At 68.1% G+C, this 22,254-nt stretch carries 22 protein-coding genes; 16 read left to right on the top strand and 6 right to left on the bottom strand.

Annotated elements, in window-relative coordinates:
• The first annotated feature begins 107 nt into the window (after positions 1-107).
• Positions 108-713, top strand: coding sequence for a polyhydroxyalkanoate synthesis repressor PhaR (gene phaR, locus K2Y56_RS20255; RefSeq protein ID WP_292512095.1), 606 nt, complete (start codon positions 108-110; stop codon positions 711-713).
• A gap of 111 nt (positions 714-824) precedes the next feature.
• Positions 825-1,052, top strand: coding sequence for a hypothetical protein (locus tag K2Y56_RS20260; protein WP_292511786.1), 228 nt, complete (start codon positions 825-827; stop codon positions 1,050-1,052).
• A gap of 59 nt (positions 1,053-1,111) precedes the next feature.
• Here the strand turns inward: K2Y56_RS20260 and rpmF are convergent, their stop codons facing one another.
• The gene (gene rpmF, locus K2Y56_RS20265) at positions 1,112-1,300 is read right to left on the bottom strand and encodes a 50S ribosomal protein L32 (protein WP_003601373.1); all 189 of its coding nucleotides are present in this window, start codon (positions 1,298-1,300) and stop codon (positions 1,112-1,114) included.
• 252 nt (positions 1,301-1,552) lie between these two features.
• Between rpmF and K2Y56_RS20270 the strand changes: the two genes are divergently transcribed.
• The 10 genes from K2Y56_RS20270 to K2Y56_RS20315 all read left to right on the top strand — a co-directional run bounded on the left by K2Y56_RS20270 (position 1,553) and on the right by K2Y56_RS20315 (position 12,067).
• Positions 1,553-1,927 (top strand): helix-hairpin-helix domain-containing protein, encoded by a 375-nt coding sequence (locus K2Y56_RS20270; protein ID WP_292511849.1) that lies wholly within the window; start codon positions 1,553-1,555, stop codon positions 1,925-1,927.
• 96 nt (positions 1,928-2,023) lie between these two features.
• The gene (locus tag K2Y56_RS20275; RefSeq protein ID WP_292511852.1) at positions 2,024-2,650 is read left to right on the top strand and encodes a ribonuclease D; all 627 of its coding nucleotides are present in this window, start codon (positions 2,024-2,026) and stop codon (positions 2,648-2,650) included.
• A gap of 179 nt (positions 2,651-2,829) precedes the next feature.
• Positions 2,830-3,558: a lipopolysaccharide-assembly, LptC-related protein gene (locus tag K2Y56_RS20280; protein ID WP_292511855.1), complete on the top strand. Its 729-nt coding sequence runs from the start codon at positions 2,830-2,832 to the stop codon at positions 3,556-3,558.
• Positions 3,555-4,214, top strand: coding sequence for an LptA/OstA family protein (locus K2Y56_RS20285; RefSeq protein ID WP_292511858.1), 660 nt, complete (start codon positions 3,555-3,557; stop codon positions 4,212-4,214). Before K2Y56_RS20280 ends, K2Y56_RS20285 begins: the two co-directional genes overlap by 4 nt.
• Positions 4,215-4,222: 8 nt before the next feature.
• A complete protein-coding gene (gene lptB / locus K2Y56_RS20290) occupies positions 4,223-5,089 on the top strand; it encodes an LPS export ABC transporter ATP-binding protein (protein WP_292512098.1) in 867 nt (288 codons plus the stop codon).
• A gap of 299 nt (positions 5,090-5,388) precedes the next feature.
• A complete protein-coding gene (rpoN, locus tag K2Y56_RS20295) occupies positions 5,389-6,957 on the top strand; it encodes an RNA polymerase factor sigma-54 (protein ID WP_292511862.1) in 1,569 nt (522 codons plus the stop codon).
• A gap of 121 nt (positions 6,958-7,078) precedes the next feature.
• On the top strand, positions 7,079-10,444 hold the full coding sequence (locus K2Y56_RS20300) for a PAS domain S-box protein (RefSeq protein ID WP_292511865.1): 3,366 nt from the start codon (positions 7,079-7,081) through the stop codon (positions 10,442-10,444).
• Positions 10,445-10,525: 81 nt separating this feature from the next.
• On the top strand, positions 10,526-11,125 hold the full coding sequence (gene raiA, locus K2Y56_RS20305) for a ribosome-associated translation inhibitor RaiA (protein ID WP_292511869.1): 600 nt from the start codon (positions 10,526-10,528) through the stop codon (positions 11,123-11,125).
• A gap of 136 nt (positions 11,126-11,261) precedes the next feature.
• Positions 11,262-11,729 carry a PTS IIA-like nitrogen regulatory protein PtsN gene (gene ptsN / locus K2Y56_RS20310; RefSeq protein WP_292511872.1) on the top strand — a complete coding sequence of 156 codons (468 nt, stop codon included), beginning with the start codon at positions 11,262-11,264 and terminating at the stop codon, positions 11,727-11,729.
• Positions 11,729-12,067, top strand: coding sequence for a hypothetical protein (locus K2Y56_RS20315; RefSeq protein ID WP_292511875.1), 339 nt, complete (start codon positions 11,729-11,731; stop codon positions 12,065-12,067). Before ptsN ends, K2Y56_RS20315 begins: the two co-directional genes overlap by 1 nt.
• A 4-nt stretch (positions 12,068-12,071) precedes the next feature.
• On the opposite strand, the gene K2Y56_RS20320 is transcribed toward K2Y56_RS20315, so the two are convergent.
• The 3 genes from K2Y56_RS20320 to ftsE form a co-directional block, all read right to left on the bottom strand.
• On the bottom strand, positions 12,072-12,851 hold the full coding sequence (locus tag K2Y56_RS20320) for a YdcF family protein (protein ID WP_292511878.1): 780 nt from the start codon (positions 12,849-12,851) through the stop codon (positions 12,072-12,074).
• 175 nt (positions 12,852-13,026) lie between these two features.
• Complete coding sequence (locus tag K2Y56_RS20325) at positions 13,027-13,995, bottom strand: ABC transporter permease (protein ID WP_292511881.1); 969 nt, start codon at positions 13,993-13,995, stop codon at positions 13,027-13,029.
• Positions 13,996-13,997: 2 nt separating this feature from the next.
• Entirely contained in the window at positions 13,998-14,693 is a 696-nt protein-coding gene (gene ftsE, locus K2Y56_RS20330; RefSeq protein ID WP_292511884.1) for a cell division ATP-binding protein FtsE, read from the bottom strand.
• Between the two features lie 186 nt (positions 14,694-14,879).
• Here ftsE and K2Y56_RS20335 point away from each other — a divergent pair, with 186 nt between their 5' ends.
• The 3 genes from K2Y56_RS20335 (at position 14,880) to K2Y56_RS20345 (ending at position 16,781) form a co-directional block, all read left to right on the top strand.
• Positions 14,880-15,695, top strand: a complete 816-nt coding sequence (locus K2Y56_RS20335) for a zinc-ribbon domain-containing protein (protein ID WP_292511887.1) — start codon at positions 14,880-14,882, stop codon at positions 15,693-15,695.
• A 13-nt stretch (positions 15,696-15,708) separates the two neighbouring features.
• A complete protein-coding gene (gene hpt / locus K2Y56_RS20340; protein ID WP_292511890.1) occupies positions 15,709-16,278 on the top strand; it encodes a hypoxanthine phosphoribosyltransferase in 570 nt (189 codons plus the stop codon).
• A 137-nt stretch (positions 16,279-16,415) separates the two neighbouring features.
• Entirely contained in the window at positions 16,416-16,781 is a 366-nt protein-coding gene (locus K2Y56_RS20345) for a response regulator (RefSeq protein ID WP_292511893.1), read from the top strand.
• Positions 16,782-17,051: 270 nt separating this feature from the next.
• On the opposite strand, the gene K2Y56_RS20350 is transcribed toward K2Y56_RS20345, so the two are convergent.
• A complete protein-coding gene (locus K2Y56_RS20350) occupies positions 17,052-20,474 on the bottom strand; it encodes an acyl-[ACP]--phospholipid O-acyltransferase (RefSeq protein WP_292511896.1) in 3,423 nt (1,140 codons plus the stop codon).
• 215 nt (positions 20,475-20,689) lie between these two features.
• On the opposite strand from K2Y56_RS20350, the gene K2Y56_RS20355 reads away from it, so the two are divergent.
• Positions 20,690-21,343 (top strand): TetR-like C-terminal domain-containing protein, encoded by a 654-nt coding sequence (locus tag K2Y56_RS20355; protein WP_292511899.1) that lies wholly within the window; start codon positions 20,690-20,692, stop codon positions 21,341-21,343.
• Here K2Y56_RS20355 and K2Y56_RS20360 read toward each other — a convergent pair.
• The gene (locus K2Y56_RS20360; protein ID WP_292511902.1) at positions 21,321-22,226 is read right to left on the bottom strand and encodes a ParB/RepB/Spo0J family partition protein; all 906 of its coding nucleotides are present in this window, start codon (positions 22,224-22,226) and stop codon (positions 21,321-21,323) included. The two genes, K2Y56_RS20355 and K2Y56_RS20360, sit on opposite strands and share 23 nt — an antisense overlap.
• Positions 22,227-22,254: the final 28 nt, after the last annotated feature.

The following is a 22,254-nucleotide window of genomic DNA, read 5'->3' on the forward strand; positions in this document are numbered from 1 at the left end:
TCGTCGGCCTGGGAAAGCCTTAAGGTCTTTCCAGGAACGCAGCGATCCCTGCCGGTCCGGGAGGCGCAGGAATGAACGCTGGCATGATCGGTCGGGAGAGGCCGCAGATGGCGGAAAACGGCAAGGCCCATCACACGGTCATCAAGAAATACGCCAACCGGCGTCTCTACCACACCGGCACCTCCACCTACGTGACCCTCGAGGATCTGGCCGGCATGGTCCAGGGCGGCGAGGATTTCCTCGTCTACGACGCCCGCACGGGCGACGACATCACCCGCTCGGTGCTGACCCAGATCATCTTCGAGCAGGAGAACAAGGCCGGCGAGGACAACCTCCTGCCGGTGGCTTTCCTGCGCCAGCTCATCCGCTTCTACGGCGACAGCATGCGCACCATGGTCCCGAGCTTCCTCGAATTCTCGATGGCGAATTTCGCAAGCGACAAGGAAGGTCTTCGCGAGAAGATGACCCAGAGTTTCGGGCCGACCGTGTTCCAGAACGCGCTCGAAGAGCAGGTCCGCGCCAATATGAACTTCTTCGGCGACGCCATGAAGATGTTCACGGCCTTCGGCACCGGCCCGCTCTCGGGCATGAACAAGCCGCCGCAGGCCGTCCAGGTCTCGCCCCCCGGCCCGGCGGCCGGCAATGATCTCGACGACCTCAAGCGCCAGATGGCCGAGATGCAGTCCCGTCTCGAGGACCTCGCCAAGAAATAGGGCGCCTTCGCCCGGCCCCGGCGGGACCCATCGTTAACGAAGGTTGACGAAAGGTTAACGCCGGCCCAAGCCTTGCGCATCCCACCGCGAACGCAGCGGACGATGGATGCGATGGCACAGATCGAAACAGACGGACGTCCCCGCCCGGCACAGGGCCAGGCCCTGGTGCCCTACGGCGCGACGGCTGAGCGGGTGCTGCCGCTTCTGCGCGGCCGTCCGCTCGCCGGCTTCCTCGCCCAGCTCATCGTCAGCACCGACCCGGCCCTGAGGCCTTCGCGCGGCGACAGGACTCGCGTGGCCGCGGCGCGTTATGCGGCGACCGCTCGCGTCGGCGCATAAAAAAATCCCCTCCCCGGCGGGGAGAGGATCATGACCGGCTAACGATAAACCAGAAGAGATCAGGCTTCGGCCGACTTCACCTTGAGGACCTGGCGGCCGCGATACATGCCGGTCTTGAGGTCGATGTGGTGGGGGCGGCGCAGCTCGCCCGAATCCTTGTCCTCGACATAGGTCGGGGCCTTGAGGGCGTCGGCGGAGCGGCGCATTCCGCGCCGGGAGGGGGAGGTTTTACGCTTCGGAACGGCCATGGTCGGGTCCTGCTACGGCAAAAAGGTGCCCGAGCGCCCTCCCCTCCGGGAGAGGAAAGCCGCAGCACCGTGTTCGAACGGAGATTCGTCGGCAGCGTATAACGCGGCGCGGCGGCGCTGGCTAGAGGCGGTCTACCGACTGCCTAAACGACAGCAAAAGCCGATGTTAAGCCGTGGTTCAAGCGGGAAGTCCCCCTATGTCGTCAGATGACGCGGCCATCGTGCCGGCGCCGTCGCTTCGGGAGAAACCCCATGACGTCCTCGCTTCTGCGCACCCTCGCCGTCCTGTCCTGCCTTGCGGCCGCCCCCGCCCTGGCGCAGTCGCCGAGCCCCTCGACTCCCACCACGAAGCCCGCCACCGCCCCGACGGTGGCGCCGGTCGCCCCGCCGAAGGCTCCGGCGGCTCCCGAAGTCGCCAAGCACGATGCGGGCAAGCACACCCTGATCGACCTCAACAGCGCCACCTCCGCCGAGCTCGACGCGCTGCCGGGCATCGGGGCCGCCCGCTCCGAGGCGATCATCAAGGGCCGCCCCTACAAGGGCAAGGACGAGCTCGTCTCGAAGAAGATCCTCTCCGAGAGCGTCTATGCCGGCATCAGGGACAAGGTGATCGCCAAGCAGAAGTAAGCGGACGATCAGGGCCGGCTCGGTCCTCGAGCCGGCCTTGTTCCGCCGGGATCGGGATGTTAGGCGCCGAAGCACTCCGAACCGAGCGCCCCATCCATGCCTCCTCAGCCAATCATTCGCGCCCATCGGGGCGACCTGCCCGCCGATTACCGTCCGGGTTCGGCCATCGCGATCGACACCGAGACGCTCGGGCTCAACCCTCACCGCGACCGCCTCTGCGTCGTGCAGATCTCCCGCGGCGACGGCGAGGCCGACGTGGTGCAGATCGTTCCGGGAGGCCCGGCGCCCGAGACCCTCAAGGCGGTGCTGGCCGATCCGGCCGTGCTCAAGATCTTCCACTTCGCGAGGTTCGATCTTGCGGTGCTGTTCCAGGCCCTCGGCGTCATGCCGTCGCCGGTCTATTGCACCAAGGTCGCCTCGAAGCTCGCCCGTACCTATACCGACCGCCACGGCCTGAAGGACGTCGTCCGCGAACTCGTCGGGGTCGATCTCTCGAAGCAGCAGCAATCCTCCGATTGGGGCGCCGAGACCCTGACCCAGGCCCAGCTCGACTACGCCGCTTCGGACGTCCTCCATCTTCATGCCGCGCGCGCGCGACTCGATGCCATGCTCGCCCGCGAGGGGCGCACGGAGCTGGCGCAGAGCTGCTTCGACTTCCTGCCCACCCGTGCCCGCCTCGATCTCGCCGGCTGGCCGGACAGCGATATCTTCGCGCATACGTAATCTGCGCCGTGGAATCGTGCGCCGACGCACATGCGTGAGGTGTCGTCCGCGCTGAAGCGATTGATCATTCGTCAATCGAAAGGTCATAACTTCGCCACCGCACGCGCGCATCCGCTCGGCATCTCAAGAGATGGCCCAATCAGGCGGGGCTGTCGGCAGCGGTCTTTCTCAGGACATCCATGCAGGGGCTCGAAGCCATCGGGACGACGGGGCTGAGCGGGGCGGGTGCAAACTCGCTGCGCACCCGTGCCCATGCGCGCGCCCGCAACCACAGCACGCGGGTGAGGCGGCTTCGGGTGCTGATTCCCGCCGCCGCCCTGCTCTCGCTGGCCGGGCTCGCCGCCTATACCCTCAACCCGTTCGGCCATATCGCCCCGGGGGTGACGGTCGGGCCGGTGAGCCTGTCGGGCACCAAGGTGCGGATGGAGAGCCCTCGCCTGTCAGGCTTCCGCAAGGGCACACGCGGCTACGAGGTCACCGCCGAGGCGGCGTTGCAGGACGTACGCAAGCCGACGCTGATCGAGCTGCAATCCATGAAGGGGCGCGTCGACACCGACGACAAGGGCGGCCTCGCCCATCTCGAGGCGGCCACCGGCCTGTTCGACACCGCCAAGGAGGCCCTGACGCTCGAGCGCGACATTCGCCTCTGGACCGACAAGGGCGAGGAGGTGCGCCTGAAATCCGCCGCCGTGGACTTCAAGACCGGCGGCATCTCCTCGCGCGAGAGCGTGACGGTCACGGTGCCGAGTGGCTCGGTGGCGGCCGACAGCCTCGACGTGGTCGAGAACGGCCGCGTCATCTCCTTCATCGGCAACGTCCGCGCCGAATTCCATACCAGCGGCTCCAAGGCCGACGCGACGCGCATCCGCACGACGGAGGCGGTGCCGGCCGCCGAGGCCAAGCCATGAGTTTTCGCGCGATGTCCGTGCTCGCCGTCGCAGGCGTCCTGGTCTCCGGCGCCGCTCTGGCTCAGCCGGCCTCGAACGCCGCTCCTGCCGCGCAGCCGAAAAAGGAGCGCGGCGGCGCTCTGGGCGCCCTCGGCGGCGGCAAGGAGCCGATCAAGATCGACGCCGACCGGCTCGACGTGTTCGATCGTGAGAACAAGGCGGTTTTCGCCGGCAACGTCGTGGCGGTCCAGGGCGACAGCACCATCCGCTGCTCGACCATGACGGTGCGCTACCGGCGGGGCAGGGAAGCCAAGGCCGACAACGAGGCCGAGAAGCCGGCGGCAGCGCTTGGCGAGAACGGCATCCAGAAGGTCGAATGCGCCGGCCCCGTGACGGTGGTGCAGAAGGATCAGGTCGCCACCGGCGACAGCGCCGTCTTCGACCAGGACGCCAAGCGCATCGTGCTGACCGGCAACGTCGTCCTGAGCCAGTGCCAGAACGTCACCCGCGGTTCGCGCCTCGTCTACGACATGAATACGGGCCGCGCCAACATGGACCCGGTGGCGGGGGGGCGCGTCTCGGCGATGTTCGTGCCGCAGAAGGAAGATGGGGCGAAGGGCTGCGCTCAGCCGGCGGCCGGCAAGCCAGCCGACAAGCCGCGAGCCCAGGCGAATTGAGCGCCGCCCTGCGTTTTCCCGCCGAGACCGCGCCGGCGCGGGTCGCCTCCGCCACCCGCGGACCGACGCTGCTCTCGCGGCTGTTCGGACGCCGCGCACCGGCCGGCCAGACCGCCCTCGAGGCTGAGCGGATATTCGATGCGGGCGGCGGTCCGGGCATTCTCTCGGTCCACGGCCTGCGCAAGAGCTATGGCGCCCGCACCGTCGTGCACGAGGCCGGCCTGACCGTGCGGAACGGCGAGGCGGTGGGGCTGCTCGGCCCCAACGGCGCGGGCAAGACCACGATCTTCTACATGATCACCGGCCTCGTCTCGGCCGACCAGGGGTCGATCAGCCTCGACGGCCTCGATATCACCCGCCTGCCCATGTACCAGCGCGCTCGCCTCGGCATCGGCTACCTGCCGCAGGAGGCCTCGATCTTCCGCGGCCTGTCGGTGGAGGACAACATCCGCGCCGTGCTGGAGATGGTCGAGCCGGACAAGCGCGAGCGCGAGCGCAAGCTCGATTCGCTGCTCGAGGAATTCGACATCGCGCGCCTGCGCAGATCGCCGTCGATCGCCTTGTCCGGCGGCGAGCGGCGGCGCTGCGAGATCGCGCGGGCGCTGGCCTCATCGCCCTCCTTCATGCTGCTGGACGAGCCCTTCGCCGGCATCGACCCGATCGCGGTCGGCGACATCCAGGACCTCGTCAAGCACCTGAAGCAGCGCGGCATTGGCGTATTGATCACGGACCACAATGTCCGCGAGACCCTGGGTCTCATCGACCGCGCCTACATCGCCCATTCCGGACGCATCCTCACAGAAGGCACGCCGGATGAGATCGTCGCCAACGAGGATGCCCGCCGGCTCTACCTCGGCGAGGATTTCCGGCTCTGAGCCGGCTGAGCGCGGACGCAAGGCGCCCTTAACCGCGTTCCGCCACCGATCTCTAACCCGACCTGTCGCAGGATACCGGAAAGTCGCTCAGGATCTCTGAGGCTTGACGTATGTGAAGCCGTTTCATGTGCGTCACGCACGCCATGCCTCCGGGACAACGCCGCAGAGGCACTTTGACGGACAGGCCCGATGGCGCTAGACCTAGGTGAAGAACGAGAGAAGCAAGAATGATGCCGATAGCCGGTCACGGTTGACGGCCGCTTTCTGACCGAAGTCGTCACAAGGGTCGGGGCCAAGCCATGAGTCTGCTGCAGCGGCTGGAGATGCGTCAGGGCCAAGCCCTGGTGATGACGCCACAGCTTCTGCAGGCGATCAAGCTGCTTCAGCTCTCGCAGCTCGATCTTGCCGCCTATGTCGATGCCGAGCTGGAGCGCAATCCGCTTCTCGAACGGGCCGAGGGCGAGGCCGAGTCCGAGCGGCGCGGCGCCGATGCCGTCCCCGAGGCGGCGGGCGAGAGCACGTCGTTCGATGGCGAAGGCGAGGGCTTCGAGGGTGGCGACGCCGAGCCCTGGATCGCCACGGAACTCGGTGCCACCCAGGCTCAGATCGAGAGCGACCTCGATACCCGCCTCGACAACGTGTTCTCCGATGACAACCCGACCACCGTGCGCGAGGCGGCCACGGGCGGAGACATGCTTTCCCTGACGCCCGCCCCCTACGGCAATACCGGCGGCAGCTTCGACGGCGACGCGCCCGATTTCGAGGCGACGCTGACCTCGGAGGTCTCGCTGCGCGACCATCTCAGCGCCCAGCTCGACCTCGCCACGAAGGACCCGGTCGACCGGCTCATCGGCGGCTTCCTGATCGATGCCGTCGACGATGCCGGCTACCTGCGCGGATCGATCGACGAGGTCGCCGAGCGGCTCGGCGCCGGGATCGACCGCGTGGCGCGGGTGCTGCGCCTGGTCCAGACCTTCGATCCGCCGGGCGTGGCCGCCCGCGACCTCGCCGAGTGCCTCGCGATCCAGCTGCGCGACAAGGATCGGTTCGATCCGGCGATGCAGGCCCTGGTCTCGCGCCTCGATCTCGTGGCCAAGCGCGACTTCGCCAGCCTGCGCAGGCTCTGCGGCGTCGACGACGAGGACCTCGTCGAGATGCTGGCGGAGATCCGCCGCCTCGACCCGAAGCCCGGCCGCGCCTTCGGCTCCCGTGCGGTGGAGGTGCTGATCCCCGACGTCTTCGTGCGGGCGGCGCCGGACGGCTCGTGGCTGGTGGAGCTCAACGCCGAGGCGCTGCCGCGCGTGCTGGTCAACCAGAGCTACTATGCCCGCGTCTCGCGGGGGGCGAAGGCGGAGGGCGACAAGGCGTTCCTGTCGGAATGCCTGCAGACCGCCAATTGGCTGACCCGCAGCCTCGAGCAGCGCGCCCGCACCATCCTGAAGGTCGCCTCGGAGATCGTTCGGCAGCAGGACGCCTTCTTCCTGCACGGGGTGTCGCATCTACGTCCGCTCAACCTCAAGACCGTGGCCGAGGCGATCGGCATGCACGAATCGACCGTCTCGCGGGTGACCTCGAACAAGTCGATCGGCACCAGCCGCGGCACGCTCGAGATGAAGTACTTCTTCACCGCCGCGATCCCGGGTGCCGCCGGCACCGCCTCGCATTCCTCGGAGGCCGTGCGCCACCGCATCAAGCAGCTCGTCGACGGTGAGGCGTCGAACGACGTCCTCTCCGACGACGCCCTGGTCCAGCGCCTGCGCGACGAAGGCATCGATATCGCCCGCCGCACGGTGGCGAAGTACCGCGAGTCCCTGCGCATTCCCTCCTCGATCGAGCGTCGCCGCGAACATTTCGCCTATGCGAGATGACACTTGGCGACAGCGACGGCAGCGAAGCGTTAAGCATTGACGCTGTTGATGATGAATGGATTATACAGCCCCGCTTAGCTGACGCCGACTCGAGATCGGTCCCCGTCATAGGTCACCGTCGATGTCGACTTCTGCCGCCGGCGCTTCCGGCTTCGTCGCCACCCGGCTGACTTGGTTCGGGCTTCGCGCCCGCCTGCTGCTGCTGGTGATCGCCGCCCTTGGGCCGTTCGCAGCGTTGCAGTTCAAGGATCTCCACCAGGAACGGAGAAAGGCCGTCGCGGCCGCGATGGAGCGGGTTGAAGACGCTGCCCGCCAGGGTGCGGAGCGCTATCGGGACGCCATCGACGATGCCAGGTCGACGCTGCAGCTCCTCTCCAATGTCCCCGATGTGACGGAGGGCGCGGCAGCCGCCTGCCGGACGTTCCTGGCAGGGATCCAACGCACACGGCCTTGGGCGGAGGCCCTGTTCAGGGTGGATGCTGAGGGAATCATCACCTGCTCGACCGTCGAGGCCGCCATGGGCATCAATGTCTCGAGGCGCGACTGGTATCTCAAGACCCTCAATGCCGGCCGGTTCACGATCAGCGATTTCTTCGTCACTCTGATGCGGCAGCGCCCGACCATCGCGGCGGCTCTCCCCCTCGCGCCTGGCGAGGGGGGCGCCGTCCTGATGGCGAACCTCGACCTTGGATGGTTCGACGGCTTGGCAGAGACCATCGGCAGGACGCCGAAGACCGCTGTCTTGCTGATCGACGGGGCAGGCCGCGGCGTGTCCCGTTACCCGGCTATGGAGGGCGTGACCGGTAAGGATCTGTCCGGCATCGATTACGTACGATCGGCCTTGTCGGCCGACGAGGGTCATGTGGAGGCCAAGGGCCTGGACGGGACGGACCGCCTCTTCGGCTACAGGCGCCTGCCGGGCACGGATGCGCGCCTGCTCGTCAGTCTGGATCGGGACACCGTCCTCCAGCCGATCGACGGGGCGATCGCGAGAGCGACGCTCTCGTTCACTCTCATGATCGCCCTCATGGGCGGTGTGATATGGCTGGCCGGCAAGCGAATTTTCGTCACGCCGCTCGTTGAGGCGGGCCAAGCCCTGAGAAAGAGCGAGGCGTTCCTGCGGAGTGTCGTCGATGGATCGGGCGATTGCATCAAGGTCCTCGACCTTCGCGGAAATCTCGAATTCATCAGCCGCAACGGCCAGTGCCTGATGGAGATCGACGATGCCGATTCGATGATCGGCAAGCCCTTCGCCCGGCTCTTCCCAGCGGAGATGGAAGCCGAGATCTTATCGAAACTCGATGTTGCGCGTGCAGGCGCCACGGCTCGGTTCGACGTGGCGATCCTCACCGCGAAGGGCAACCCGCTCCATGTCGATGTCCTGATCACTCCCATCCCTGGCCCCGACGAGCGGCCAGAGCGGCTGGTGGCGATGGCCCGCGACATCACCGACCTCAAACGGATCGAGCGGGAGGTCGCGGAGAGCGAGGCCTGCTACCGGCTGTTGGCCGACAACTCCACCGACATGATCACCCATATGGATCTCGCCGGGCGGCGTCTGTTCGTTTCGCCTGGCTCGCGCGACCTGCTCGGTTACGCGCCCGAGGAACTCCTCGGCACGAGTCCGTACCAGATGCTTCATCCCGACGATGTCGAAGGCCTCCGCGGGGTGCTCGGGCGCCTGACCTCGGGCGCCGTCGAGCGCGCCGTCAACGTCAACCGTCTGCGGCACAGGAACGGGGACTGGATCTGGGTGGAGGCTTCCCTGCGACTCCTGCGGAGCGAGGACGGCCGGCCGGTGGGCTTCGTGGCCTCGATCCGCAGCATCGAGGAGCGGCGCCGGTCCGAGAACGCCCTGCGGGACAGCGAGGCTCGCTATCGCATGCTGGCGGAGACCACCAGCGACGTGATCGTCAAGCTCGACCTGTCGTTCTCCCGCGACTACGTCTCGCCCTCGTGTCGAGCGGTGTTCGGATACGATCCCGCCGAACTGCTCGGCGCCGACGCCTCGTTGCTCATGCATCCGGACAACGTCGCCGACGTCCGGGAACGGGCCGAGCGCCTCCTTGCCGGTGCGCTGGAGGGTGACTACGACAACGTCACCTACCGGATGAGACACAAGGACGGTCGCTGGATCTGGGTCGAGAACCGGGTGGGGCTGGTGCGCGACGAGGCGACCGGCCACGCACAGGGTCTCGTCTGCTCGATCCGCGACGTCTCGGAGCGCCAACGTCAGGCGGACGAGCTGCGCGCCGCCAAGGAAGCCGCAGAGCTCGCCCGCACTCATGCCGACGCGGCGAGCCGGGCAAAGACCGACTTCCTGGCCACCATGAGCCACGAGATCCGCACGCCGCTCAATGCCATCATCGGCTTCACCGGCCTGATCATGGACAAGGGCGACGAACTCCCCCCGGTCGTCCGGCGGCAGGTCGAGCTCGTGCAGTCTGCGGGAGCGGCCTTGCTCACGGTGGTCGATGACATCCTCGATTTCTCGAAGGTCGAGGCGGGAGCGATCGAGCTGGAACAACGGCCCTTCGCCCTCGGCGCGCTGATCGACAATTGCCTGTCGATCATGCGCGGGACATTGCGGGCGGGGGCTGTCGAGGTCCGGGCCAACCTCGATCCGGGATTGCCGCGCGGCGTCGTCGGCGATGAGGCGAGGTTGCGGCAGATCCTGCTCAACCTTCTGAACAATGCCGGCAAGTTCACACACGAGGGCTACATCGCCCTGTCGGTCAGGCACGAGGCGAGTTCCGCCAAGGGCGAGCGCCTGCGCTTCTCGATCAGCGATACAGGCATGGGCATTCCCATCGAGAAGCAGGCGCGGCTGTTCGAGCGATTCAGCCAGGCCGACAGCTCCATTACGCGGGATTTCGGCGGCACCGGCCTCGGTCTCGCCATCTGCAAGCGCCTCGTCGAGCTGATGGACGGCGAGATCGGGGTGTTCTCGGAAGAGAAACGGGGATCGACGTTCTGGTTCACCCTGACGCTGCCGCGCGGTCGCCTGGAACTGAGCCCGGTCACCGCGGACACGGATGGCGGCGCGCACAAGAGAGGCCGTCTCCTGCTCGTCGAAGACACGGAGATCAACCAGGTCCTGGCCCGCGCGGTGATCGAGGCGCGGGGGCACACGGTGGACGTCGTCGGCGACGGCGCCGCCGCAGTGGCTGCGGTTCAGGGCAGCGCCTACGACCTCGTGCTGATGGACGTGCAGATGCCGGGCATGGACGGGATGAGCGCCACGCGGATCATCCGGAGCACGGCTGGTCCGGGTCCGCGCCTGCCGGTCATCGCCATGACCGCCAATGTCCTGCCCGATCAGATCCGCGCCTTCCGTGAGGCCGGCATGGACGACCATGTCGGCAAGCCGTTCAAGCGCGCGGAACTCTACGCCATCATCGACCGCTGGCTGCCCGAACGCGACACGGCCGTGGGCGGCGGGTTCGGAGAGGGGATGGACGAGGCGAGGGCGACGTCGACGGCGTGAGCCGCCCGCGCCCTCACGTTGACTTCGTCCGCCGACGATCCTTAACTTCGATCACTGACACGGCGAAGAACCGGAGCTTTCATGGGATCCCTGCGCGTCACCGGCCACGGCCTCGATCTCGGCGAGGCCCTGCGCGGGCGCGTCGAGGACCGGATCGCCGCCACCCTCGGCAAATTCCTCGATGCCTCGATGAATGCGAGCGCCAGCGGGCATGTCACCCTGCGCCGCGACGGCACCGCCTATCGCACGGATTGCGTCATCCATCTCGTCACCGGCCTGACCCTCGAAGTCACCGGCGGCGCCCATGACGCGCCATCGAGCTTCGAACAGGCCGCCGACAAGCTCGAGAAGCGCCTGCGCCGCTACAAGCACCGCCTGAAGGATCACGGTGCCGGCGGCCACGACGGCGCCGGCGTCGAGGCGGCCTACGCGGTAATTGCCGCACCCGAGGACGAGGACTTCGACGACGAGGTCGCCGACGGCGATGCCCACCCTCCGGTGGTGGCCGAGAGCACCAAGACGCTCAAGCGTCATTCCGTCAGCGAGGCCGTCACTGCCCTCGACCTGACGGGGGCGCCGGTGATCGTGTTCGTTCACGCTGGCACCGGGCGCCTCAACGTCGTATACCGCCGCAGTGATGGGGCGATCGGATGGATCGATCCGCCCGAGGCTACGGCCTGATCGGTTCTCCGGTCGGAGCGGGGGCCGGTCATCGATCGAAGGGACGGCGGCCGAGGATGCGGTGCATTCCACGGTTGCGGTCTCATTCTCACTGTACGGCGTCCCTTCGGCGCCGCCGACGGGGCAGCGGTCCTCCATGCCAGTGCTGGAATTCCTCAGTCCGGATTCCGTCGTGTCCTCTCTGCGCGCCCGCGCCAAGAAGCAGGTTCTCCATGAGCTGAGCGCCCAGGCGGTGCGGCGTCTGCCTGCCCTCGACGAGGCCGAGGTTCTGGAAACCCTGCTCCAGCGCGAGCGCCTCGGCTCGACCGGCATCGGTGACGGCGTCGCCATTCCCCATGGCAAGCTGCCGGGCCTCGACCGGCTGTTCGGCCTCGTGGCCCGCCTGGAGAAGCCGGTGGATTTCGATGCGCTCGACGGCCAGCCCGTCGACATCGCTTTCCTGTTGCTTGCCCCCGAGGGGGCCGGCGCCGAACATCTGAAGGCCCTCGCGCAGGTCGCCCGGATGCTGCGGGAGCCCGGCATCCTCGACCGCGTCCGAGCGGCCCGGGACGCGAGCGCCCTCTATGCCCTCCTCACCCACACCTCCGCCTCGCAGGCCGCGTGATGACACCCGCGCCGCGATGGCCGGCATTCGGTTGCGCCATCGCCCTAGCCTTGGCTCCGCCGGTTCTGGCGCAGGCCGGTGAGGCGACAGCCTGCGCCCGCGACGTCCTCGTCGCGAGCTCGATGCAGCGCCAGGCGATCGAACAACTCGAACAGACCGGCTCGGACGATGCCGATCGATGTCGCGTCTGGCGCCGGCACGTCGAGACGATGCGGCGCGTTTCAAGCGTTTATGGCCGGTGCCTGACGGGGACCGAGCGCAGCGCCCGCCTCGCCGAGGTACAGGGGTCCGAGAAGGAGTTTTCGGGGCTCGTCCGCAGCCGCTGCAAGGGCCTGTAGGGCCTCAGTCGTTCTCACGCATCAGCGGTTCTGAGACCATCCTGATGGGCTTCCGGCGGCCGATCAGGATGGCGGCGCGGGAGGTCTCCGGGTCGTGCTCGAAGCGAGTGCGGACCCATGCGACGAGGAACTTGACGTATTCCGAGGCGAGGAGCCGGGTCGCGGAGGGGCTCTGCCACCAACGTTCGGCGAAACCCTCGGCAACGACCGGATGAGGCACGACCTTGTCGCGGCCCATCAGGGCATGGTCGAGTTCGATCAGCGTGCGCGGCATATGGTAGTTCGAGGTCACCACCGCGACTGTGCTGAAGCGGTGCAGACGCATCCAGCGCCGGGTCTCGATGGCGTTGCCGATGGTGTTCCGGGCCCGGTAGTCGAGGTCGACGCAGCACTCGATCCAGTGGCGCTGGCTCGGGTTGAGCCTGGTGATCTCGTCGCGGCTGGTGCGCTCGTTGACACCGGTGATGAGCAGGCGCCGGCCATGGCCCGCCGCCAGGAGGTCGATGGCGTCGCCGATGCGCTGAGATCCGCCCGTAAGGGCGACGATGCCGTCGGGGCGTTCGGCCAGCGGCCGCTCCCGCTGGTCGATGCAGGCGATGAAGCTGAGGAAGCCGCCGAGCAGCGCCAATGTCGCGATGCCGCCGAGCGCCGCCACGCCGCCGGCCGCGAAGCGCCAGCTGCGTTCACCGGCCTTTGCGATGCGCGCCGCGTCGGAGCGCTGGCGCGCCTCGTCCCAGGACCAGCCGAAAGCCCCGCGAGGGCTCATGGTGGTGTTGCCCGGCATCCCAGTGGTCATTCTCCCGAAGGATAGCCGCGATTGCGGCACTGCAGAGGCCACACTTTCCGCCTCCAATGCTTGCCGAATGGTTAACGGTGGCCCGGAAGGACCGGGCAGGTCAAGGCTTCGGCGATATTTTGCAAGGGGTTGGCCGCTTCATCCACGGCTTCAGGCCGAAGTTCTATGCCAGGAACCGGCGCACCGTGAGGCGAGAGACCAGGCCGGTGACCAGGGATGCGATGACGCCGATGAGGAGCACGGCGGCGTAGCCGCGCCAGCCGATCTGGAAGCTGCCGAAGAGGGCGTCGAGTTCCTCTCCCGCCGGGCCGGAGCGCCAGCCGCGCGAGACGAGGCCGGCGACGAGGAAGGTGAGCAACGCCGCGCTCGAGCCGACGATGCCGCCACGCAGGCCGAGGCCGAAGAATCGGCGCTGGAACGCGCGGGCGATGAAGTCGTCGTCGGCACCGACGAAATGCAGCACCTCCACGACCTCGCGGTTGCCCGCCATGGCGCCGCGTGTGGCGAAGGCCACGGCGAGGCCGGTGGCGAGGAGCACCAGGGCCACGACCGCGACGCCGACGCCAACGAAGGTGTTGGCCATGGTCGAGAGCCGCCGCAGCCAGAGGGCATGGTCGTCGAGACTCGCCACGCCCGGCAGGGCCTCGGTCAGGGCCGCGCGCAGGGGCTTGAGGTCCGGGCTCGGTCCCGGCGCCAGCGTCAGCGTGACGAGACGCGGCACCGGCAGATCGGAAAGGTCCAGGCCGCTGCCGAGCCAGGGTTCGAGCAGCCGCTCGGCCTCCGCCTTCGAGAAGACCCGGGTCGCCGCGATGCCGGGGGTGGCCTTTGCGATGGCCTCCGCCTTGGCGACGTCGGCGTCGATGCCCCGGCCGGGGCTCGGGCGGACCTGGATCGTCACCTCCTGCGCCACCGCGCCCTGCCACTGGTCGGCGCTTGCGGCCACCATCTCGGCGGCGCCGGCGCAGAGGGCGGCGAGAAAAGTCAGGATCGCGATGACGGCGGCGAGCGACCGGCTCGCCGCCGAATCCGTGGGCACCAGCGGCGCGTTGCGGCGCAGGGTCGCCGGCAACGCCGCCTCGCCTGCGGCGGTCGACGCTGCGACGGGACGAGGCGGCTTGACGGCTTCGCCCACCCCTAGCCCTCCACCGTCAGGCGGCCCTGGCCGAGCACGAGGCGGCGGGCATCGCAGAGGTCCATCAGGGCGAAGTCGTGGGTCGCGATCAGCACCGAGGTGCCGAGGCGGTTGAGCTCGATGAGGAGCCGCAGCAGGCGGCGGCCGAGGCCAGGATCGACGTTGCCGGTGGGCTCGTCGGCCAGGAGCAGCTCGGGCCGCGCGATGAGGGCGCGGGCGATGGCGGCGCGCTGCTTCTCCCCGCCCGAGAGGAGCGGCGGCAGGACGTGCATCCGCTCGCCGAGACCCACCCAGCGAAGCAGCTCCACCACCTCGGCCCGGTAACTCGTCTCGGCCCGGCCCTGGACGCGCAGGGGCAGGGCGACGTTCTCGTAGGTGGTGAGGTGGTCGAGCAGCCGGAAATCCTGGAACACCACGCCCATGCGCCGGCGCAGCGACGTCAGGGTGTCGCTGGCTATGCCGCTGACCTCCTCGCCGAAGACCGAGACGAGGCCCCGGGTCGGACGCACCGAGAGCAGGATGAGCCGCAGCAGCGTCGTCTTGCCGGCGCCGGAGGGGCCCGTGAGGAACTGGAACGAGTGCGGCGCGATCTGGAAGCTCACGTCGCTTAGCACCTCCGGCCCGAGACCGTAGCGCATGCCGACGCTCTCGAATTGTACGACCGGTTCCTCTGCCCCGGACAGCAGGCTGTCCCTCATGCGGTCCGGCACTCCGAGATCCCCGCCGCACTTGCCGCCCATCGCCGATGGCTCACGATCGTCCGCTCCCAAGCCCTGCTCGATTCAGCGCAGCTTCATCCGCGGTTAACCGCGTTCCGCGACAACCATGTCAGGCTTTTTGCGCCACGCGGCAACCGCCGACCGGCCCTCACGTGCGGATTCGTCATGCAGATCGTCTGCCCCGCCTGCGCGAGCGAGTACGAGATTCCCACCGATCGCGTCGGCCCCGAGGGTCGGCAGGTGCGCTGCGCCGCCTGCCGCGAGACCTGGTTCATCACCCCCGATGACGTCGCCACCGCCCAGATCGCCGAGGCCATGTCGGCCATGAGTGATCCAAGCCGCAACCGCTCCGAGGACCAGGCTGCCCTCGACGCCTGGGAATCCGCCCTGGCAGAGGAGGGCATCGCTCCGGAGGCGCCGGCCCCGGCATCGCCCGAAGCGGCGCCGGAGCCCGTCGCAGCCCCACGCCGGACGACGAAGAGGCGCGCCAAGCCGGCGCGAAAGCCGCGCGCATCCCTCAAGGCGATGGCGGCTACCGTGGCCCTCGGCCTCAGCGTCGCCGGCATCGCGGCCGTCGCACTCGTCGCCCGCACCAGCGTCGTGCGGGCGATGCCGCAGAGCGCCTCGCTCTATGCCTCGCTCGGCCTCCCCGTGAACCTGCGCGGCATCGATTTCAACGACGTCGTGGCCTTCCAGGGAAGCGGCGAAGGCGGCGGCGTCCAACTCGTGGTGGAGGGCGACATCGTTGGCGTCTCGCATCAGGGAGCCACGGTCCCGCCGATCGAAGTCGAACTGCGTGATGCGCGCGACCAGACCATCTATCGCTGGACGATACCAGCACCGCGCGCGACCCTCGACGAGCGCGAGCGCGCGCGTTTTCGCGCCAGCCTGTCGGCGCCGCCTGCGCAAGCGCGCTCGGTGCAGATCAGGTTCGCGGATCCCGCGATGGCGAAGCCCGATGCCAGCGCCAGGCGGCCGTGATATGAGCTTGGCGATGACCACGCCTTCCAGACGCGTTCGCGTCCTCTTCGACGAAATTGCCATCGCCCGCCGCAACGAGGAGCTCGCCGGCGAGATCGCCGCCTCCCGGCCGGAGGAGCTGCTCGTCGTGGCGGTTCTCAAGGGCAGCTTCATGTTCGCCGCCGACCTGCTTCGGGCCCTTCACCGCTCGGGGCTGTCGCCGCAGGTGGAGTTCGTTCACCTATCGAGCTACCGCACCGGCACCGTCTCCACCGGCCAGGTCGAGATCCTGCGCGACGTCCAGAGCGAGGTGCGCGGCCGCGACGTTCTCCTCGTGGATGACATCCTCGAATCAGGCCGAACCCTGGTCTTCGCCAAGGACCTGCTGATGGCCCGCGGCGCCAAGAGGGTGATGACGGCGGTGCTGCTGGAGAAGCCCGGCAGGCGCGCCGTCACGATCGACGCCGACTTCGTCGGCTTCCAGTGCCCGGACGCTTTCGTGGTTGGCTACGGCATGGATGCGGCTCATGCGTACCGCCAGTTGCCCTTCGTGGGGCTCGTCGATTTCGACAATCAGGAACCCGACCTCTTCGGTGGGACCTGACGACCTGAGGGCGACATTTTCGCACAGCCCCTTCGCAGAATCCTGACAAGGCCTGCTTGCGCCTTGACATGGAGGCACTGCCCTTGCGTCTCTGACCGAACGCGCCGGGCCGGCCGGCGCCAGCGAAAACGGTGTCTATGGCCCGCATCCTTCTGGTGGATGACGAAGAGACGATACGCGGCTTCCTCAAGCGTGGGCTGGAGATCGACGGACATGCCGTTGTCACCGCCAGCGACGGGAGCGACGGTCTCGACCGCCTCACCGAGGCGGCCGGCGATTTCGACCTGATGCTCACCGACATCCGCATGCCGCTGATGGACGGCATCGCCCTCGCGCTCGCTGCCAAGCGCGACTTCCCATCCCTCACCATCCTGCTGATGACGGGTTTCGCCGATCAGCGCGAACGCGCCCGCGGCCTCGACGCCATCGTCACCGACGTGCTGACGAAGCCATTCTCGCTGGCAGACCTGCGTTCGACGGTGAACCGGGCCCTGGCGGCCTGATTCCTGGGCTTCTCGTGCGGGAAACTCGGGGCATCGAGTTCAGGCTGAGGATAACTGACCGCTCCGGTGGTCAATCACTCTCGTGACAACCGCACCGTCATTCCGGGGTGCCGAAGGCGAACCCGGAGTTCATCCTTGGACTGGCCGGAGGCCAGATCCGGGGGCAGCCCCGGAATGACAGGGAGGGTGTCATCGCCGCTCGGGGATGCCGCTAACCCGAGTTGGAGAATCTTGCGCAACGTTCTGATTACAGTTCCCAGGTGAGCAACCTCACGCGGCCGCTTCCGCCTGTCCCTGCGCCCGCTCCTTGGCGAGCTTCGTCACGCCGACCTGGTCGACCTTGCCGGTGCCGAGCATCGGGACCTTATCGATCACCACCACCTCGGCCGGGATCGCGATCTCGGTCGCGCCCTTTCCCTTGGCGAAGGCCTGGTAATCGCCCCGGGTCGCGCCCTTGGCCTCGGTGAACAGGATCAGCCGCTCGCCCTTGCGCGGATCGGGGACCGAAGCGACGGCGCTCGGGGCGTTAGGCCAGAGCTCGGCCGCCAGCATCTCGATGCCGGCGAGGGAGACCATCTCGCCCGCGATCTTGGCGAAGCGCTTGGCGCGGCCCTTGATCGTGATGAAGCCGGCTTGGTCGATCGTGACGATGTCGCCGGTATCGTGCCAGTTCTCGGCCGGCGGCTCGAGGACGCCCGGCTTCTCGGCGCGCAGGTAGCCGAGCATGACGTTGGGGCCGCGCACGTACAGGCGCCCGCCCTCCTCGATGCCGGGCACCGGTTCGAGCTTCGCCTCCATGCCGGGCATGATCCGGCCGACGCTGCCGAACTTGTTGAACATCGGCGTGTTCAGCGCCAGCACCGGGCCGGTCTCGGTCACGCCGTAGCCTTCGAGAATGCGCAGGCCGAACTTCTCCGCGTAGGTCCGGCGCGTCGCCTCCTTCACCGGCTCGGCGCCGGCGAGGATGTAGCGCAGGGAGCGCAGGTCGTAGGCGTGGGCGGATTTCGCGTAGCCGGTGAGGAACGTGTCGGTACCGAACAGGATCGTGGCATTCGAGCCGTAGATGAGCTCGGGCACGATCCGGTAATGCAGCGGCGAGGGGTAGAGATAGACCGGAACGCCCGAGACCAGCGGCAGCACCAGCCCCACCGTCAGGCCGAAGGCGTGAAAGACCGGCAGGACGTTGAACACCTTGTCGGTGCGTCCGAAATCGATCCGCGCCGCCGCCTGCGCCGTGTTGGCGAGCATGTTGCGGTTGGCGAGCACCACGCCTTTGGGTGTGCCTTCGCTTCCCGAGGTGAACAGGATCGCCGCCGGGTCGTCGCCCTTGCGCTCGACGAGGGGTTTGCGCTTGGCGAGCAGGCCGCGCAGCTTGTCCAGGGTCGAGATCGTGGCGCGCACGTCTTCCAGATAGACAAGCTTCACCGCACCCTGGATCGCCTCGACGAGACTCCCGAGCCGGGCCTTTTCGATAAAGCCGCGCGAGGTCAGGATCGTCGTCACCTCGGCCGCCTTGCAGGCCGAGAGGATGTTGGCGGGGCCGGCCGAGAAGTTGATCATGGCCGGCACCCGGTCGGCCGAGGCCAGGGCGAAGAAGGTCGCGGCGGCGCCGTTGGCGTTGGGCAACATAAGGCCGATCGGGCGGCCCTCGGGCGCCAGCGGCATCAGCTTGCGGCCCAGCACCGTCGCACCCATCACGAGGCGGGAATAGGAGAGCTTGCCGGTGATCGGATCCTCCACCGCCGTGCGGCGCCAGCCGTAATCCTCGCCGGCCGCGATGAGCGATTCCATCAGGCCGCGGTCGATCGACGTCGTGTTGAAGACGAGGTCCGACATGATGCCGTAGAGGGCAGCGCCCGCGGCCTGGCGGCGGTTCTTGCCCTTGAGGGCCTCGTCGACGCTGAGCCGCACCGGCGGCATGATCGTGACCGTCACCTTCGGCCACCAGCGGCGGCGGACCTGGGCGCGGGAGAGGCGCGAGAAGGCGGTCTTCTCCAGGCCCTCGATCTTCACCGGCACCACCATGGCACCGGACTTGTCGGCGATGAGGCCGGCGCCGTCATAGACCTTCATCAGGCTGCCGGTGACGGTGAGACGGCCCTCGGGGAAGATGATCAGGGTCTCGCCGGATTTGACCGCATTGATCAGCGTGCGCGTCGCCATCGGTTTGGTCGGGTCGAGAGGCATCGCCCGTGTGATCCTGAGGAAGGGCTTCACCCACCAGCGCTGCGCGATGCCGTGGTCGATGGCGAAGACCGGCTCCTGCTCGAGCAGCGAGAGGGCAAGCGGCGCATCGAGGAACGAGACATGGTTGAGGGCGATGATGGCGTTGGGGCCGGCCGCCTCGACATTCTCCAGGCCGCGCACTTCGAGCCGGTAGAAGGCCCGGAACAGGATCGAGAGGAAGTCCCGGAACGGACTCGTCGGCATCACCTTCAGGATCACCGCGCCGGCGACGAGATTGAGGACGGAGATCAGCGCGAACAAAGCCGGCATCGACCAGCCCGCACCCTGCAGGGCTGCGAGGCCTAAGGTGCCGCCCACCATGAAGGCGGCGGTGAGGACGTTGACGGCGCCGATGACGCGGGCGCGCTTCTCCTTGTCGGTCCAGGCCTGCACGGCGGCGAAGGAAGGCACGATGTAGAGGCCGCCCGCCATGGCGAGGCCGACGAGGTCGATGGTGACGCGAAGCCCCGTGCCGGTCGCGAGGAAGGCGCCGGCGCCGAGCAATTCGCCGGTGCCTGCGGGCAGGTGGGACAGGGTCCAGGCGAGGTCGAGGCCGAACAGGCCCATCAGGACGGCGCCGATCGGCGTCGGCAGAAGCACGATGCGGCCGCTGGCGAGCCAGGAGGCGAGGCCGGAGCCGAGGGCGATGCCCACCGAGAACATGGCGAGCAGCAGGGTCACCACGGTCTCGGAGCCGTGGAGGCTGTCCTTGACCATGACGGGCAGGAGCGAGAGCACCACCGCGCCGACGAGCCAGAACCAGCTCACGATGAGCGAGCCGCGCCACAGCCGCGTATCGGACCACAGGTCGAGCAGCAGATCACGGGTCGAGCGGGCGATATTGGGATCGACCTTGAGATCGGGAGCGCCTTCGCCGGTGCGCGGGATGAACCGGGCGCAGAGCCAGCACAGGACCGCGAAGGCCATGATCATCACGCTGAAGAGCACGGGCTCTCCGCCCATGGCGGTAGCGAGACCCGCCACGATGGTGCCGAGCAGGATGGCCAGAAAGGTCGCGCCCTCGATCAGCGCGTTGCCGGCGGGCAGCTCGGCCCGCTTCAGGTGATCGGGAAGGATGCCGTACTTGATCGGACCGAACAGGGCCGCGACCACGCCGAAGAGGCCGAGGGCCACGAACAGGACCGGCACCGAGTGGAGCGAGAACCCGAGGACCGCGGTGCCGGCGGCGAAGATCTCGGCAAACTTCAGGCGCTTCGCGACCACCGCCTTGTCGTAGCGGTCGGCGAGCTGTCCGCCGAGGCCCGAGAGGATGAAGAACGGGCCGATGAAGACGGCGCTCGCGAGGGTCACCAGTGTCGCGGCGGAGGCGCCCTCGCCCGATTGCGCGACCTTGTAGAGGATCAGGAAAGCGAGCGCGTTCTTCAGGAAGTTGTCGTTGAAGGCCGAGAAGAACTGGCACCAGAACAGGGGCGCGAAGCGGCGCGCGGTCATCAATGTGCGGAACATGGTCGTCTCCTCGGCCGAGCAGCATGACTGCCCGGCTCATAACGAAGCGTCAAACCGGCACCTTCGAGTCTCGCAATCGAGCTTCTTCGGCGCTTTGAACGACGTACAAATGATGACGTCGATTGGTACGGCGTGCAATCTTGATCTCGGCCTTCGCGCCTTCTAAGCCCACGGACGGTGCGGACGCGCACGGAGCCGGGAAGCGAGGACCACAAATGCCCAAGCATCCTGCAGAACCCAACGAGGCCATCGCCGAGAAGCCCAGGCGCGGCACCGGCCCTCGCGGCGAGCACAGCCGCGACGAGTTCGCGGCCCTCGTCACCAAGGCGGCCGAGAGCCTGGTGCGGGCCGAGGGGCCACGCGGCCTCGGCATGCGTCGGCTGGCCCAAGCGATCGGCTATGCGCCGAACTCGATCTACAATGCGGTCGGCGATCTCGACGCCGTCGCCATGCGGGTGAATGCCCGGACCCTGGCGCGACTGCACGCGGCGCTCTCAGGCTCGGTCCAACCCGACCGACCGGCTCGCGACAACGCGCTGGCGGTCGCCGATACCTACCTCGCCTTCGTTGCCGCCGATCCCAAGGTCTGGAGCCTCGTCTTCGAGCATAGTCTTGCGCCGGATTCGGCGTTTCCCGAATGGTACGCGGCGGCCCTGGCGCAGGCGACCGATCTCGTCGACCGCGTGCTTCAGCCGCTGATCCCCGATGCGGCGGAGCGTCGCCAAGCGGTGGCGACCCTCTGGGCCGGCCTCCACGGCCTCGCCTCGCTCTCGACCTCGAACAAGCTCGCGGTGCTGACACCGGAGCCGCCGCGCGACCTGGCGCGACTTCTCGTCCGGCGGTTTCTCAGCTCTCCAGGGACACCTTGAACCGCCGGCACAGGCCGTCAAGTTCGGCTTCGGTCTCGTAGCGGATGCGTATCTCGCCGGGCCCGGTGCCCTTCGGCTTGAACGAGACCGGGACACCGAGGGCGCGGGCCATGGCGCGTTCCAGCGTCCGGCTGGCGGGATCGGCCTCGGTGGGTTTGCGGGAGCGCGGGCGCGGCATTTCCTCGCCCTGCTGCGTCTCGGAGGCGGCGAGCGCTTCGACTTCGCGTACGGACAGCCCCTCGGCGACGATGCGGCGGGCGACCGCCTCCGGATCCTTCACCGCGAGGAGCGCGCGGGCGTGACCGGCGGTGATCTCTCCCGCCGCGACCCGCTCCTGGATCGGCAGCGGAAGCTGGAGCAGCCGCAGCGTATTGGCGAGATGGCTGCGGCTCTTGCCGAGAATCTCGGCGAGCTCGGTCTGCGTGTAGCGGAACTCGCTCATCAGGCGCTCGTAGCCCGCCGCCTCCTCGATCGCGTTGAGGTCTGAGCGCTGCACGTTCTCCAGAATCGCATATTCGAGCGACGTGCGGTCGTCGATCTCGACTGTGACGACGGGCACCTCGTTGAGCCCAGCCCGTTGGGCCGCGCGCCAGCGGCGCTCCCCGGCCACGATCTCGTAGGTGTCCGGCACGCCGGCCAGCGCCCGCACCACGATGGGTTGGATGACGCCCCGCACCTTGATGGAGGCTGCGAGCTCGTCGAGTTCGGGGTCGTTGAAGCGCCGGCGCGGGTTGCGCGGGTTCGGGCGCAGGAACTCGACCGCGACCTTGCGCTGGGCATGGGACTTATTGGCGTCCCCGCCCTCGTCACCGAAATCACCGAAATCACCGATCAGGGCCGCCAGGCCGCGCCCCAGACGGGGTCGCACCGCATCATCCGCCATAGCCAACCGCTTCTCATCCTTTTACGCA

It is taken from the genome of Methylobacterium sp. (genome assembly GCF_019745455.1).
GTDB lineage: Bacteria > Pseudomonadota > Alphaproteobacteria > Rhizobiales > Beijerinckiaceae > Methylobacterium.